12 protein-coding genes are annotated in these 14,603 nt (G+C 56.0%); 4 read left to right on the top strand and 8 right to left on the bottom strand.

Features of this window, described 5'->3' with window-relative positions:
* Positions 1-60: 60 nt before the first annotated feature.
* Genes ACLQMU_RS08375 through kdpA form a run of 3 tightly spaced genes read right to left on the bottom strand, consistent with a single transcriptional unit; the run spans position 61 to position 6,586 of the window.
* Complete coding sequence (locus tag ACLQMU_RS08375) at positions 61-2,052, bottom strand: DUF4118 domain-containing protein (protein WP_424040534.1); 1,992 nt, start codon at positions 2,050-2,052, stop codon at positions 61-63.
* 9 nt (positions 2,053-2,061) lie between these two features.
* Positions 2,062-4,161: a potassium-transporting ATPase subunit KdpB gene (gene kdpB, locus ACLQMU_RS08370; RefSeq protein ID WP_424040535.1), complete on the bottom strand. Its 2,100-nt coding sequence runs from the start codon at positions 4,159-4,161 to the stop codon at positions 2,062-2,064.
* Positions 4,154-6,586: a potassium-transporting ATPase subunit KdpA gene (gene kdpA / locus ACLQMU_RS08365; protein WP_422150332.1), complete on the bottom strand. Its 2,433-nt coding sequence runs from the start codon at positions 6,584-6,586 to the stop codon at positions 4,154-4,156. Before kdpA ends, kdpB begins: the two co-directional genes overlap by 8 nt.
* Positions 6,587-7,092: 506 nt before the next feature.
* Between kdpA and ACLQMU_RS08360 the strand changes: the two genes are divergently transcribed.
* Together ACLQMU_RS08360 and ACLQMU_RS08355 are read left to right on the top strand one after the other, a co-directional pair.
* On the top strand, positions 7,093-7,749 hold the full coding sequence (locus ACLQMU_RS08360) for a DUF2284 domain-containing protein (RefSeq protein WP_422150333.1): 657 nt from the start codon (positions 7,093-7,095) through the stop codon (positions 7,747-7,749).
* Positions 7,750-7,782: 33 nt separating this feature from the next.
* Positions 7,783-8,715, top strand: a complete 933-nt coding sequence (locus tag ACLQMU_RS08355; RefSeq protein ID WP_424040537.1) for an MBL fold metallo-hydrolase — start codon at positions 7,783-7,785, stop codon at positions 8,713-8,715.
* Between the two features lie 422 nt (positions 8,716-9,137).
* Here ACLQMU_RS08355 and ACLQMU_RS08350 read toward each other — a convergent pair whose 3' ends face one another.
* Positions 9,138-9,839: a PAS domain S-box protein gene (locus ACLQMU_RS08350; RefSeq protein WP_422150335.1), complete on the bottom strand. Its 702-nt coding sequence runs from the start codon at positions 9,837-9,839 to the stop codon at positions 9,138-9,140.
* Positions 9,840-10,220: 381 nt separating this feature from the next.
* Between ACLQMU_RS08350 and ACLQMU_RS08345 the strand changes: the two genes are divergently transcribed.
* Together ACLQMU_RS08345 and ACLQMU_RS08340 are read left to right on the top strand one after the other, a co-directional pair.
* The gene (locus ACLQMU_RS08345; protein WP_422150336.1) at positions 10,221-10,430 is read left to right on the top strand and encodes a TOBE domain-containing protein; all 210 of its coding nucleotides are present in this window, start codon (positions 10,221-10,223) and stop codon (positions 10,428-10,430) included.
* A 196-nt stretch (positions 10,431-10,626) separates the two neighbouring features.
* Positions 10,627-11,031, top strand: coding sequence for a Tfx family DNA-binding protein (locus tag ACLQMU_RS08340; protein WP_422150337.1), 405 nt, complete (start codon positions 10,627-10,629; stop codon positions 11,029-11,031).
* A 199-nt stretch (positions 11,032-11,230) separates the two neighbouring features.
* Here ACLQMU_RS08340 and ACLQMU_RS08335 read toward each other — a convergent pair whose 3' ends face one another.
* The 4 genes from ACLQMU_RS08335 to ACLQMU_RS08320 form a co-directional block, all read right to left on the bottom strand.
* The gene (locus ACLQMU_RS08335; RefSeq protein ID WP_424039863.1) at positions 11,231-11,929 is read right to left on the bottom strand and encodes a sulfate/molybdate ABC transporter ATP-binding protein; all 699 of its coding nucleotides are present in this window, start codon (positions 11,927-11,929) and stop codon (positions 11,231-11,233) included.
* Complete coding sequence (locus tag ACLQMU_RS08330) at positions 11,922-12,743, bottom strand: ABC transporter permease (RefSeq protein WP_422150339.1); 822 nt, start codon at positions 12,741-12,743, stop codon at positions 11,922-11,924. The genes ACLQMU_RS08335 and ACLQMU_RS08330 overlap by 8 nt, the downstream gene beginning before the upstream one ends.
* 75 nt (positions 12,744-12,818) lie before the next feature.
* Positions 12,819-13,766: a molybdate ABC transporter substrate-binding protein gene (modA, locus tag ACLQMU_RS08325; protein ID WP_424039864.1), complete on the bottom strand. Its 948-nt coding sequence runs from the start codon at positions 13,764-13,766 to the stop codon at positions 12,819-12,821.
* 209 nt (positions 13,767-13,975) lie between these two features.
* Positions 13,976-14,602, bottom strand: a complete 627-nt coding sequence (locus tag ACLQMU_RS08320) for a Fe-only nitrogenase accessory AnfO family protein (protein ID WP_422150341.1) — start codon at positions 14,600-14,602, stop codon at positions 13,976-13,978.
* Position 14,603: the final 1 nt, after the last annotated feature.

Genomic DNA, 14,603 nt, shown 5'->3' with positions numbered 1-14,603 from the left:
CAAACGCCAGATGCATTCGCGGGGTAATGGGAAAAAGGATGAATAGTCAGTCGGGGCCGGTCACGGAGCATGGGGTTCTTCCGGTCTTGCCGGGTTTACCCGTTCCAGCGCGAGTGCGGCCTGGTTTGCAAATGCGGTCAGGATACGGGACTGCTCGTAGGTTATGACTCCATTTGGCTCGACCGGCTGGACTCCGAGAATCCCGATGACGCCGCGGGAACTCTGGAGAGGGATGTACCGGAGTTTCGATCCGTGAAGGGTATCGGTGTCATAACCGGCGGTTGCACCATGCGCAAAGGCCCAGGTCGCCACGGCGATATCGTCTGCATCGAGGACGAGTCCCGGGCTCTGCGCATGCACCACAAGGTGGTTGTTTTCCGGCAGGAAAAATGCACTTTCCCACTGGAATATTTCCCGTATGTGTTGCCCGACCGCATTCATGATCGTAGCGGCATCCACCGCGCTGGCAAGGTCCTGCGAGAGTGCATAGAGTGTGCCTGTCTCTTTTTCGCGGGTCTGGGCCGCATCGGCATGTCTGCGTGCGCGGGCAACGAGCATGCTGATGACCGTTCCGACAATGATCATACCGGCAAACGTGACGAGGTACTGGGTATCGGAGATCCTGAACGTCAGGTACGGGGGTACGAAGAAGAAATCGAACGCGATGACACCGATAACCGCGGTAAAAATTGCGGGTTTGAAGCCACGCTTGAACGCGATGACGACAACGGCGAGCAGGTAGAACATCAGTTGGTTGACCGGTGAAATAAGGGGGTGGAACAGCCACCCGATAATGGTGACCGCAATGATAAGCGTCAGGCTGTCCACGTAATCCCTTGGAGGTGTAGCAGGCAGCAGGGGTTCCAGATCTGCCGGTTTTTCCGGCAGATCCTTACCGCTGCTGATCACGTACACATCGATGGGCCCGCTGTTGTGGATGAGCTGGTCAACCACCGAGCCAAAGACAAATTCCTGCCACCGGGGGCGCAGGGTTTTCCCGATAATGATCCGGGTCACGTTATGCTGCCGTGCATACTCGAGGGCGGTATTTGCCACGTTAAGCCCGAACAGGCTTACGGTTGTCGCCCCCAGTTTTTCCGCAAGCTGGAGCGACCGGTCGACCTGCTCCTTTGATTTCTGCGAGAGCCGGTGATGTGCTGGAGTTTCAACGTAGACGGCGCACCAGCGTGCATTGATCCGGTCGGCCTGCCGGCGGGCCGTCCGTATCAGCCGTTCTGCCAGAGGGCCCGGTCCGATACAGACCAGCAGGTATTCTCCGACCGGCCACGGACCGGGAATAGAACGCGTCCGCATGTACTCAATCATCTGGGTATCCACGCGCTCTGCTGCCCGGCGCAGCGCAAGTTCGCGGAGGGCATACAGGTTTCCCTCGTTAAAAAACTGCTCGATGGCCCGGGCCGCCATGTCGGGAATGTACACTTTGCCTTCACGGAGACGCTGGAGAAGTTCGGGCGGTGCAAGATCGACTACCTCGATCTCGGCTGCCTCGTCGATCACCCGGTCAGGGATCTTTTCCTGCATGATGACGCCGGTGATCCGCGCGACTACGTCGTTCAGGCTCTCGATATGCTGGACATTAAGGGTGGAATAGACGTCGATCCCATCCGCGAGCAGTTCTTCTACGTCCTGGTACCGTTTCGGGTGCCGGGAACCGGGAACGTTTGTATGGGCCAGTTCGTCAACAAGGACCAGCTGCGGGCGTGCGGAAAGGATGGCATCGAGATCCATCTCGGGGAGTTTCACGCCATGGTACTCGATAGTTCGGACAGGAATCACCGGAAGTCCTTCCATGAGCATCTCGGTCTCGCGCCTCCCGTGCGGCTCGACGTACCCGATCCTGACATCGATGCCTTCGTCTTTTTTGAGGTGCGCGGCCTTGAGCATCTCGTAGGTCTTCCCGACTCCCGCGATATACCCCAGAAAAATTTTCAGTTTCCCCCGGTGTTTCTGCATCTCTTCTTTTTGTACCCGGGCGAGGAGCGCATCGGGGTCAGGGCGCTGATTCGTACGGGTATCGGGGCAGGCTGGCATAGGTCAGGTTCACACTCCAAAGAACACAAGCAGCATATCGATGATCTTTATTCCGATAAAAGGGGCAATAATCCCGCCGACCCCGAATATCAGGATGTTATTGCGTAATGCTTCTTCCGCCGACATCGCGCGGTACTTCACGCCCCGCAGGGCAAGCGGAATGAGCGCGATGATGATAATCGCGTTGAAGATCACCGCCGAGAGAATCCCGTTGTGGAGGCCGAGGATATTGAGCGCGGCAAGCGACGGGTAGGTGGACGCAAATGCAACCGGGATGATCGCGAAGTACTTGGCGATATCGTTTGCGATGGAAAATGTCGTGAGCGCCCCCCGGGTCATGAGGAGCTGTTTTCCGATCTCCACGATCTCGATGAGCTTTGTCGGGTTGGAATCGAGATCGATCATGTTTGCCGCTTCACGGGCCGGCTGGGTACCGGTATTCATTGCGACCGCGACATCTGCCTGCGCAAGAGCCGGGGCGTCGTTTGTCCCATCGCCGGTCATCGCCACCATCCGTCCGCCGGCCTGGTACTCCCGGATCAGTCTGAGTTTGCTCTCGGGTGTTGCCTCGGCAAGGAAATCATCGACCCCGGCCTCTGCTGCGATCGTTGCTGCGGTGAGCCGGTTGTCCCCGGTGATCATGACGGTCTTGATGCCCATCTTACGGAGCTGGACAAAACGCTCCTTGATCCCGCCCTTGACAATATCCTTAAGGTGGATGACCCCGAGCGCCTTCCCGTTTTGTGCAACGACGAGCGGGGTTCCCCCTGCCCGTGAGATGGTGTCGACCGCATCCATGAGCTGGTCCGAGACGGAGTTCCCGCTGGACTGGATGTACTTAAAGAGTGCATCGGCCGCGCCTTTCCGGATATGGAGATCGCCCTGGTCAACGCCGCTCATCCGGGTCTGGCTGGAGAACGGTACAAACTGCATGCCGGCATCGGGCCCCGATGCCCCGACCGTCCTGCCCCGGAGGCCGTACTTCTCCTTTGCAAGGACGACAATGCTCCTGCCCTCAGGAGTCTCATCGGCAAGCGAGGCAAGTTGTGCGACCCCGACCAGATCCTCGATTGCGGTCTCGTCCACCGGGATGAATTCGACTGCCTGCCGGTTCCCGAGCGTGATGGTCCCGGTCTTATCGAGGAGGAGGACATCCACATCCCCGGCTGCCTCGATCGCACGCCCCGATGTCGTAATCACATTACGCTGGATCAGCCGGTCCATCCCTGCGATGCCGATTGCAGAGAGGAGCCCGCCTATCGTCGTCGGGGCAAGACAGACAAAGAGCGCCACGAGTACCGTGACCGTGATCGTGGTCCCGGCCCCGGCGGACTGGACGCTGTACGCGGAAAATGCATATAGGGCTGCGGCGACTACGATAAAGATTGAGGTCAGGCCGAGCAGCAGGATGTTAAGCGCGATCTCATTTGGCGTTTTCTGGCGCTTTGCCCCCTCGATGAGTCCGATCATGTGATCGAGGAATCCTTCCCCGGGATTTGCACTCACGAGAACGATCAGCCAGTCGGAAAGGATGACGGTTCCCCCGGTGACTGCACTCCGGTCTCCCCCGGATTCGCGTATGACCGGGGCGCTTTCACCGGTGATCGCACTCTCGTTCACCGATGCGATGCCTTCGAGGATCTCGCCGTCCACCGGGATCGTGTCCCCCGCCTTTACATAGAACAGGTCGGACTTGTGCAGGACCGATGAGGAGACCATTTCGAATTCTGTGTCCTGCGGTTCACTGCCATGTGCGATCCGGTAGCCGTCACAAAGGCGTTTTGCGGTCGTGTCCTGCCGCATCCTCCTGAGGGAGTCTGCCTGTGCCTTGCCCCGGCCTTCCGCAAGCGCCTCGGCAAAGTTTGCAAAGAGTACCGTAAACCAGAGCCACGCAGAGATGGCACCTATAAAGCCGGCCGGTGCCTCCCCTGCCCCCGCGAGCGCCTGAAAGTACAGGAAAGTCGTTATTGCGCTCCCGACTTCCACCGTAAACATAACCGGGTTATGGATAAGCGTCCGCGGGTCGAGTTTGAAGATCGCATCTGCTATCGCACGCCGGTAAAGGCCCGGGACTGCCGTAGAACTGCGGGTTTTTTTCACGTCAGACATGGATCAGCCCCCGCGCGACCATCCCCATGTATTCAGCGATGGGGCCAAGCGAGAGCGCCGGGAGGAAACTGAGCGCCCCGACAACGATGATGACAAAAACCAGCCACAGGATAAACAGAGGCCGATGATCAGAGAGCGTCCCTTCACCCGATGGAACAATCTTTTTTACAACAAGAGATCCTGCGAGTGCAAGGGTCAGGACGATAACCGCATAACGCCCGATAAACATCGCAATTGCGGTGGTGATGGTATAGAATAGGCTGCCCGCCGAGATGCCGGCAAAAGCGCTGCCATTGTTCTGGGATGCAGATGAGTACGCGTACAGGATTTCGGAAAATCCGTGCGGCCCCGGGTTCAGGACGCCGGCCTGACCGGCAGGAGTGAGTACGGCAAGGGAGGTGAAGGCAAGAATCAGGACGATGGGGATAAGGATGATGATCGTCGCCATCTTCATCTCGCACTGCTCGATCTTCTTGCCGTAGAGTTCCGGGGTCCGGCCGACCATCAGGCCGGCAACAAACATAGCGATGACAGCAAAGACTAGCATGCCATACATCCCGGACCCGACACCGCCGAACACTACTTCACCAAGCTGTATATCAAAAAGCATGACCCCGCCGGCAACGGGCATGAATGAGTCATGCATGGAATCGACCGCGCCGCAGGAAGTGACCGTAGTCAGGACGGCAAAGAGGGCAGAGGGGACGATCCCGAACCTGACCTCTTTTCCTTCCATATTCCCCCCTGACTGGATGTGCGAAGAGGCCTGGTCGATGCCAAGCGGCGCAAGCACCGGATTGCCCCCCTGCTCGGACCAGATGGTAAGGCCAAGCAGCGGCAGGAATATAAGGGTCATGGCGATCAGGAGCGCGACACCTTTGCGCTTGGACCCAATCATGACCCCGAACATGATGCAGAGCGCTGCGGGAATGAGAATGAGGGAAAACATCTCGACAAAGTTTGAGAACGGGGTGGGATTTTCCAGCGGATGCGCCGAGTTGGCATTATAGAACCCGCCGCCGTTCGTACCGAGCATCTTGATTGCGATCTGCGAGGCAACCGGCCCGAGCGGGATGGTCTGCGTGGTCACAAGGTTGCCGGAAGAATCGTTGACCGGATTGAGGAGCGGTACGGTGACCGGGCCGCCAAATGTCTGGGGGGTTCCCTGCGAGACGAGCACAAGGGAGATGACCAGACAGAGGGGGATCAGGAGCATGACGCTCCGCACCAGCAGCACCCAGAAGTTGCCGATAGTCGTTCCCGAACGTCGCATAAACGCATAGATGAGCGCAACGAGAACGGCAAGCGCGACTGCCGCCGAGAGGAAGTTTTCAACAGCAAGGCCGGCCATCTGCGTAAAATAACTGACCGTTACTTCCGGTACATAGGCCTGCCAGTTGGTATTGGTCGCAAAACTGATCGCGGTATTAAGCGAGATGTCCCAGGGCACGGCCCCGAGTCCCGCCGGGTTAAGCGGCAGGAGAAATTGCACCAGCTGCATGACAAAAACGACACCAATACAGGGAACGGCAAAGACAAGGACGGAAATGGCAAACTGCTGCCAGTTCATCTCCTCGCCGGGTGCGACTCCGCAGAGCGTGAGGACTTTCTGTTCGAACCACTCGATGACCGGCGAGAGGAAGTTTGGCTGTCCGGTAAAAATCTTTGCCATCCACGCGCCGAGGGGGATGATAAGCAATGCGACAACGACAATAAAGAGGATCAGCTGGATCCAGTCCGACACCCGCAGGCCAAAAATAGAATCCGGGGTGTGGTCCTGGAGAATGGCAGACGACCCGGCGTTCTGCGGTACGGCGATCGCATGTGCCGCGAGGTCGTCAAGGGCAAGGTTCAGCGACAGGACATTGACCCGGGGTTCGCCAAATATCCCGAACTGGCGGGGCTCGACATGCGAGGCCACGAGTGCCGAGACATCTGCCTGCGAGAGGTTGCGTTCGCGGGCCACGCGGGGCACCTGGTAGTATGCGGCCGCGACCGAGATGTCCGGGTCAAGGCCGCTTCCCGATGCAGTAACGAGATCGACCGGGATCCTTTCCGTATTACCGGGATCGACCGCGTGAAGGGCATCGACCCGGGCCTGTACCTGCTGTACGAGCACCGGGTTATCAGGGCCGAGATTGGATCCGGAAGATAACCCTGCATTATACGGCATCAACGGTGTTGCGGAGGGGCGCCCCCAGAAATACTGTGGGGACGAGAACGGCTGGCCGATCTGCGATGACCCGGCCACCTCCCCGTTATGCTGTATGAGATCCCCGTTTGCCTGGACCGGGAATACCACTTGTGCGATACCGGTGACAACAAGCGGATAAAGAATGCCTACAATAAGCGTGAGTAAAAAAAAGATCAGTACCGCAGGCTTTGCCTGTTTTTTGATCATTGCCCCGATCGAATCGGAAGTCATATCACGACTACCTCATGCATGCCCGGTCCGGCTGGTTTGTGCCTGCGGGTTCTGTAGGTTCTGTATATAGCAGGGGTTCGACGAGTTTATAAATGCGCATCAGCCCTGTACTCCGGTAGTGATTTTTGTTAAATAAGACTTATGGTCGGAATCACAAAATAAATCGCAGATCTACGCCATTCCTGAAAGTCCTGGCGGCATACCGGTTTTTGGACTGCACACCTTCATTTCCGCCGTTTTTTAACATCTGCCAGGGGGGGGTTATACCACCGCCGGCACATAATCGTCAATAGGGCCGGGTGCCTCGGTCCCATGGAGTTGCCGCCTTTCGTATAAACAATTATCATTGCGTACAGCCTTTGATTATCCAATCCGGCACCCGCTATACGCGAACCGGGACATCCCCCTATGCCTGCGGGCATGCAGGTTTACCTGCCGTAATCTCCGGCTCCTGGTCGGGGAAATGCCCGGCATTTCGTGGCTGACGATTTTTATGAAAAGCGAGAGTGGATGAAGTGAGGGTAAAGGAAAAAGATAGCAAGAATCGTGACGAGTTTGCCTTTCTCTGCGAGACAGCCCTGAAACTGGGTGCAGCAGACGCAAAGGTGATTCCCGCGACAGGTGTTATCGTTGAAAACCGTGTCCCGCTGAAATGCCGGGCCGGGTGTATTGGGTACGGGAAGAAACTGACCTGCCCGCCGTACGTCCCGACACCGGACGAGTTCCGTAAGATTCTCGCCGAGTACCGCGCTGCTCTGCTCGTGAAATTCACGTCGCCGGCGATCGCTGACCCGGATATCATCTCGTCAGTCTACCGGTACTGGCTCGACCCTGAAGCACCGGCTGACAAGAAAGAGAAGGCTACACAGTTCTGGCACGATTATTTTGCCGGCAGCAAAGACTGTGCACCGGTGATGCTCGAACTAGAAAAAATGGCATTCAACGCGGGGTATACTCTCGCCCTCGCGTTTGTCAATGGGTCCTGCCGGCTCTGTGAGACCTGCAACGTGAAAGGAGGGATCTGCCTCCACCCGACGATGGCCCGGATCCCGGAACATGCAGTGGGCATCAACATGAAATTGACCGCGGAAAAAGCCGGGATGCCGATCCGGTTCCCGGTTGCCGGGCACCCGGAACCGATGGCGATCCTTTTGATCGATTAACCTTATGGCCGTAGAAGGAGACCTGATGCAACCATGACAGAAAACCTGTTGAAACCGGCTGACCGGGCTGAAGTGACGGTACTGGTGGACAATTATATCGATATCTTTGTACCACCGGCCACTTCAGTGGACCACCGGCTGCCGTTCGACCCGGTCCGCACGCTTCTTGCCGAACACGGCCTCTCCTGTCTTGTCAGGGTCTTCTCCGGGAAAAATGAGCACGCGATCCTTCTTGATGCCGGGCTCTCCGGGGACTGCCTCTTCCATAATAGCCGGCAGCTGGATCTCGATCTTTATACGGTTGAAGCGGTGGTTTTAAGCCACGGCCATTTCGATCATACCGGCGGGCTTGTGGATTTTTTCCATGGTGCCACCCGGCAAATCCCGCTCATCCTCCACCCGGACGCCTTCCTCAGGCGCAGGATAAACAACCCGGCCAGAGTACCGGTCGATCTCCCTTCTCTTGATGCAGTTACGCTGAAAAAAGCCGGCGCGGACCTACAGCAGCGCGAAGGATCCTCAACCCTTGCTGCCGGTCATCTTCTCGTGACCGGACAAGTCGAAAGAAAAACGCCGTTCGAGAAAGGGCTCCCGGGAATGGAAGCCTGGACCGGCGACCGCTGGACGGCCGATCCTGTCCGCGACGATCAGGCGATCGTTATCAACGTTAAGGGCAAAGGCCTTATCGTGATCAGCGGTTGTGCCCATGCTGGCATCATCAACACTGTGGAGTATGCAAAAGAGATCACGGGAGTTGAGACGGTCCACGCGGTCATGGGCGGTTTCCACCTCACCGGGCCGGCCTTTGAACCGGTGATCGCTCCCACCATCAACGGGATGAAACAGATAAACCCGGTCTATGTCGTCCCGATGCACTGCACGGGGTGGAGCGCGATCAACCGGTTTTCCCGGGAGATGCCGGGAAAGTTCATTCTCAATACGGTCGGGACGACATACCGGTTTTAGGGATGGATGTACAATGTCCATCATTTTTTTGGCGATAATAAAAATACGGCGCCTTTCGGCTTGGGAGAACGCACATGAAGCGATCGGGTTCGCTTTAAAACGATAACAATCGGTACAATGCGGGAGGGTTCCCCGCCTCAGGATTCCTCCGGGGCGCGGCGGAAGAGGAAATTTTTGCGTGCTGGTTTTTCGTAGTGATTCTGTTTCCCGGTCCTTCGCGGGAGCGTCCCTTTGGTGGCAGCGGTATTTATCGTATTTAAGGGAGGGAGACGGCATCCTCACAGGTAAGCGTCTGGGGCAATGGCCGCCATCACCTGCCGGAACCGCAACCTGAATGCAAAAAAAGAGTCCCTGTCTGACTTTCCTGTCATACACCCGGGAATAACCTGTTGTCCCGGCCTGCCCTCCATCTTCCTTTACATTCAGGCAGGTCTCATCACAATCTGCACCGCTGTCTTGTTGTCCCAGAATACAGTTCCAAGATCCATGTCAACTGTTACTGCGCTTCCCTCCTTCCTGACGAGCCGGACGTTGTCAAGGGTCATGCGTGCACCATGAGCGGCCTGATCAACCCGCTGGCGAAAGGTGGCCTGGAACCCCGGATCGATCATGCTCGCGATATCGCGGCCTGCCATATTTTCCCCGGGACCGGCACCAATCAACCGGCTGCCGGCAGGATTTATGTAGGCGATCCCATCCTTTTGGTATACTACGATCCCTTCAGGCAGCCATTCGACAAGAGATCGGTACCGTTCTTCACTTGCAGATATGTCCTCGACATTCGATACGTAATCCTTGATAAAAACTGATGCAATGACAAGAATCAGCGCAAAGAAGACCCGGTCGACCAGTGCGTATCCAATCGGTATGTCACGCGGCGACAGGAAAAGGCTTGTCGCCATCAGGAGAATGAAAACGCCGGTCATCACGATCGGTGCATACTTCCAGCTGAGGTACACGGTCAGGAAGAGGGGGATAAGATACAGGATCCAGATCACTACGCCGAGGGGCGTTATGATGTCGATGACAAAAATGAATGCAGTTGCAAGAATAATATACGTAACAATGCGGAGAAAATCACCCCTTCGCTGAACCGGCCACGTGAGCCTTCCCATGTCCACCATACATGATCCTGTAGGATCTTATTATAAAAATCTGGCGGATGGCAGATGGCGGCGCCGGGGTCACGCTTCCAGGTTCATGGGTTTGCGGGCAGCCTTTTTGGGAGACGGGGAATATTGTTATCCGGACCTGCCCGAACCGTTCACCCCTATCAGAACCGTTACCTCCCCGGGCTTTGCGCTCAGCGCAAAGTCACAGTATAACCATGGAGAGGTTGTGCTATCAGCGCTTTAATCATGGTACTCTTCCCGTTTCCGGATAAGGAACGCGGCGATCATGATCACAAACAAAGATCATCCGGACACTTACGTTTGATTTCCCGGTCGTATTACAGAATACACATTTTCAAATACAGGTATCGCGTATGAAACACTGGTGAGAACATGAAGATCAGTGCACGGAACATTCTGAAGGGGAAAGTAAAGAAGATCACCACGGGATCTGTCAACTCCGAAGTCACGATTGAGCTTCCTGACGGGCAGGAAATCACGTCGATCATCACTAAAAAATCGGTGGAAAACCTCAAACTCTCCGTAGGTGTACCTGCCTGTGCAGTCATCAAGTCCAGTGAAGTCATGATAGCAGTCGACTAAATCTTCTTTTTTTAGCGAGGAATGCAATTATGATTGCATTCTTAAGACAGGGGATAATTCCTGCACATCGTTCCATCGCAAAAAGGGATAGTTTCCCCTGAGTTTCTTCCTGAAATTCCTCCAAATGTACCGGAACCGTGCAACCGTACATTTAACTATTGTTAATGTTATTTGTTTATATTAGGGCGAAAATTAAATGAAAGATGCATTGCTCACGGACCGGCAAAAGGAAGTCTTGAGATACCGGAAGAGTGGGATGACACAGCAGCAGGTAGCGGATATCATCCATACGTCAAAAGCAAATGTCTGCACCATAGAAAAATCTGCAATGGAGAATATAGAGCGTGCAAAAGAAACCCTGTATTTTTTCCACACACTGGATGCGCGCCACCTCTGTACCCTGAAGGAGGGATCCGATCTCTTCGATTCGGTCCCCCTCATTTTTGAGGAAGCCGAAAAGATCGGGATAACCGTAGCCACCGATTCGATGAATCTTGTCAACCGGCTGCGTGCCGAGATCCCGAAACGTATCCATGGCCGGCTCATCAGGCAGGATATCGAAGTATTTCTGGGGGACGACGGGAAACTTGAGTTCGGGTGACTGTTTCCCGGGCACGGGCAGTTCGGTACCGCCGGATCTTCCCGTGCAAACCCTGCACATGGAGTGGCCGGTCCTGAGTACATCCAGGGACGTAGGATAGTTCCTGCGCATCGTTATGTCGTGCGGCTTCAGACTTTTTGCCATCTTTCTCTACGAAGTCACGTCAACTTGTCAGGACCCAAATTCACCCGGATTAAATTCACGCGCAATGGCAGACCGTGCATATCTCTGGCATCTCACCGGGAATGCCTTCCCACTCTTTTTTGCCCTGGCAGATCACGCAGGCACGGTCCCCTATATCAGTACTGTCGGAGACCCGGTGCGTCACCACGATGCAGGGGATCTGCATATCTTTGACAACCCGGCGCGTGAGATCCTTTACCGTCTGCGTGCTGTCCGCGTCCAGCGCGGTAAACGGCTCGTCCAGCATCAGGAGGCCCGGCTCGATGGCAAGGGCCCGGGCAAGCGCGACCCGCTGCTTCTGCCCGCCGGAAAGGTTTCCGGCTCTGACCCCGGTCAGATCCGCGATGTGCATCTGCTCCATCCAGTACGCGATGCGCTCGGAAATGACCGGGCGCGGGATGTGCCGGGCGCGAAGGCCGAATGCGACATTGTCGCGCACGGTCATGTGGGGAAATACGGCTGAGTTCTGGAGGACATACCCGATCCGGCGGTCTTCGGCCGGTACATCGATACCCTTGGCCGTCAGGGAGAGGCATTCACCGTTTAAGGTGATTGAAGCGGTGTCAGGAGTAAGCAGGCCCGCGATAATGTTGAGGGTCGTCGACTTGCCCGAACCGTTCACCCCCATCAGGACCGTTACCTCCCCGGGCTTTGCGCTCAGCGCAAAGTCAAGGGTATAATCGCGGAGCCGTTTTACCATCATTGCTTCAAGCACGATCTGCCTCCCGTTTCTGGATCAGGCGCACGGAGATCATGATCGCAAACGAAATGATCACGAGCAGGATAGAGATCGTAAGCCCGACGTTGACATTACTCTCCATCTCCACGTAGACTGCAAGCGGCATCGTCTGGGTTACTCCGGGCAGGTTACCGGCAAACATGATTGTCGCACCAAACTCCCCAAGAGCCCGCCCGAAGGTCATGACCGCACCCGAGACAAGGCCGCCAGCTGTCATGGGGACGGTGACCATCGTCAGGATCCGGAGAGAAGAGGCCCCGAGCGTCCGTGCAGTCTGCTCGTAGGCCGGGTCCAGCTGCTCGAAGAGTGATTTTGCCTGGCGGAGGTAGAACGGGGATGCGACAAATATCTGCGCCATGATCACCGCGAGAGTGGTAAATGCAAGCTGGATACCGAACATGTTAAAGTACCGGCCGAGAAGCCCGACCCGGCCGTAGAGAACGAGAAGGGCGACCCCCGCTACGGCCGGGGGGAGGACCAGTGGCAGGTCGATGAGGGTATCCACGATCACTTTTCCCGGGTACGAGTACCGGGAATGAAAATAGGCAAAGGGCGTCCCGATAAGGATGACGATGACAAGGGTGATACAGGTGGTAAAAAGGCTCAACCAGAGTGCGCTTGTCACACCGGGGTCCTGGAGCGTGGCTATGAACTGGCCCGGCGGGATCCGGATCAACAGTGCAAGAACAGGCAGGGCGAGGTACAGCGTGACCCCGGCAATTACGATCCCTGCCGCAAGGAGGGTAATGCTGTGCCGGTAATTTTTCGGCCAAAGATGTCGTGGTATCATGGGTCAGGTGCTCTCCTCCGGCAGGCCTGCTCTCCGGCCCGGCTTAAAAAAAATTGTGTTTTCCGTTTTTCTGAGTTACGGGGAGGTAAACCCGTATTCATTCAGGATATTCTGACCGGCCGAAGAGAGCATGTACTGTTCAAACCAGGCAGCCTGTGCCTGGTTGGTGCTTTCCCTGAGGATACCGATGGTATACGTCTGGAGGTAGTTATCCTTTGTGGGGATGGGGAGGCTCTGGTAGGTGCCGCTTGCCGCTGCAGTCGCTGTGGACTGGTATACGAATCCCGCATCCACTTCGCCAAGGGCAACCTTTGCGGCGACGGCGGGCTCGGAAGTCTCATAGCTGACCACATTGCTGATCGTCGCATTCTTCCAGCTCTGTCCATAGGTGGAGTTGGCAAGGTTGTTTATGGCCGCTGTCGTCGCGGTACCGACCGGAACGGTATTTGCCGCCATTGCAATCTTCACGCCTGGTTTTGCAAGATCGGTAAGGGACTTGATATTGGCGGGGTTGGATGCCGGCAGGATGACGATCACGTAGTTGGTCGCTAATTTCTGGATAGTATTATTGATGAAGTAGCCCTCTTTTTGCAGGGTGTTCGTGTAGCTGTTACTCGCGGAGATGAAGACATCGGCATATGCACCGTTTTCAACCTGTGTCTTAAGTGCCTGTGTGCCGTCAAGGTCAAAGGCCACGGTTGTTCCCGGGTAGGCCGCGGTAAATGAGGATCCGATGGTCTTTGATGCACCGGATAATGATGCAGCAGTGTAGACTACCAGGTTGCCTTGCGATGCGGTGTAGGTCGGGGCAGGTGTCGAGGTCGTTGCAACGGTCGTCGGCACAGCGGTGGTCGCTGATGCCACCGGTGTTGATACAGCGGTTACCAGTGCAGTTGTCGCAGCAGGTGTTACCGGGGCACTTGTTGTGCTCTGCGTGCAACCGGCAAAGAGAGCCGATACAAGCAGGAGTCCGCAGACAATACCGATGAACGCAAGTCTGGTTGGTGTCAGTGTTTCTTTCATGACTTAACAATCCTCTGGGATCAATTCTTTTGTATATTCTTTTCGGGATAATAGTTAATATTTGTGCTGTATTATCCCATTTTGTAAACATTAAGTGATTACTCTCTGCAATCCATTCGGTGCATAACTCTACGGGGGCATCCGGATAAGTATCCGGTTTTTTGTATCGGCATCGAACAGTAACGTTCGTAATCCGGAGTAAATTATCTTCAGATTTTTGTTGTCAGCCGGACTTTCACCGTTTCCTTGTCCGGTTTTTCGATCTCAAGAACATAGCCCCTGCGTTCTGCTTCAACTTCTATCCAGGGAGGCACATGGCTGCAGGTGATCTCAAGGACCAGGAATTCTCCGCGCTGGATAAACTGCTGAAGTACCTGCTTGCTCGAAACCTCCGGGCGGTTGCCCTGGATCTCCCTGATGGAGATGGTGTAGTTGCCGGGCGAAGTCTCGATTGGTGCCGGGGTGGTGCCGGCACCTGCCGGAAGACACACGGTGGCCTGCTCCGCAATCTCATCGCGCCAGACGTTGTCGAGGAACTGATCCGGTGTTCCCGCAATCTCCCAGACCGAGCACCGGGCTTTTTCGAGCTCGAAGTAAAGGGCGCCACTCGCCGACTGTGCAACAAACACACGGCAGTCGCGGAGGAAGCTTTTGAGATCCTCCATCTGCCTGCGCAGCTCGCGGAGTCCCAGTAACGGAGAGAGGACAAACGCCATCTCCCGGTCTTTCTGCCACGATCCGAGGACATGGCGGTATACGACAACGTTCCCCGCTTCATTCAGGGGAATAGATGCACCGTCCGGGCCGATGATGGCTGCTATCTCCTGGATGCACATG

The organism is Methanoregula sp. (assembly GCF_052325125.1).
Classification (GTDB): Archaea; Halobacteriota; Methanomicrobia; order Methanomicrobiales; family Methanospirillaceae; genus Methanoregula.
Note: the sequence above shows the minus strand (reverse complement) of the source record. Positions and strands in the feature narration are given on the sequence as shown.

What these genes read in the sequence shown, in the direction of transcription:
- ACLQMU_RS08375 (WP_424040534.1), bottom strand. Translation starts at nt 2,052, where the DNA reads ATGCCAGCCTGCCCCGATACCCGTACGAATCAGCGCCCTGACCCCGAT.
- kdpB (WP_424040535.1), bottom strand. Translation starts at nt 4,161, where the DNA reads ATGTCTGACGTGAAAAAAACCCGCAGTTCTACGGCAGTCCCGGGCCTT.
- kdpA (WP_422150332.1), bottom strand. Translation starts at nt 6,586, where the DNA reads ATGACTTCCGATTCGATCGGGGCAATGATCAAAAAACAGGCAAAGCCT.
- ACLQMU_RS08355 (WP_424040537.1), top strand. Translation starts at nt 7,783, where the DNA reads ATGACAGAAAACCTGTTGAAACCGGCTGACCGGGCTGAAGTGACGGTA.
- ACLQMU_RS08350 (WP_422150335.1), bottom strand. Translation starts at nt 9,839, where the DNA reads ATGGTGGACATGGGAAGGCTCACGTGGCCGGTTCAGCGAAGGGGTGAT.
- ACLQMU_RS08345 (WP_422150336.1), top strand. Translation starts at nt 10,221, where the DNA reads ATGAAGATCAGTGCACGGAACATTCTGAAGGGGAAAGTAAAGAAGATC.
- ACLQMU_RS08340 (WP_422150337.1), top strand. Translation starts at nt 10,627, where the DNA reads ATGAAAGATGCATTGCTCACGGACCGGCAAAAGGAAGTCTTGAGATAC.
- ACLQMU_RS08330 (WP_422150339.1), bottom strand. Translation starts at nt 12,743, where the DNA reads ATGATACCACGACATCTTTGGCCGAAAAATTACCGGCACAGCATTACC.
- modA (WP_424039864.1), bottom strand. Translation starts at nt 13,766, where the DNA reads ATGAAAGAAACACTGACACCAACCAGACTTGCGTTCATCGGTATTGTC.
- ACLQMU_RS08320 (WP_422150341.1), bottom strand. Translation starts at nt 14,602, where the DNA reads ATGTGCATCCAGGAGATAGCAGCCATCATCGGCCCGGACGGTGCATCT.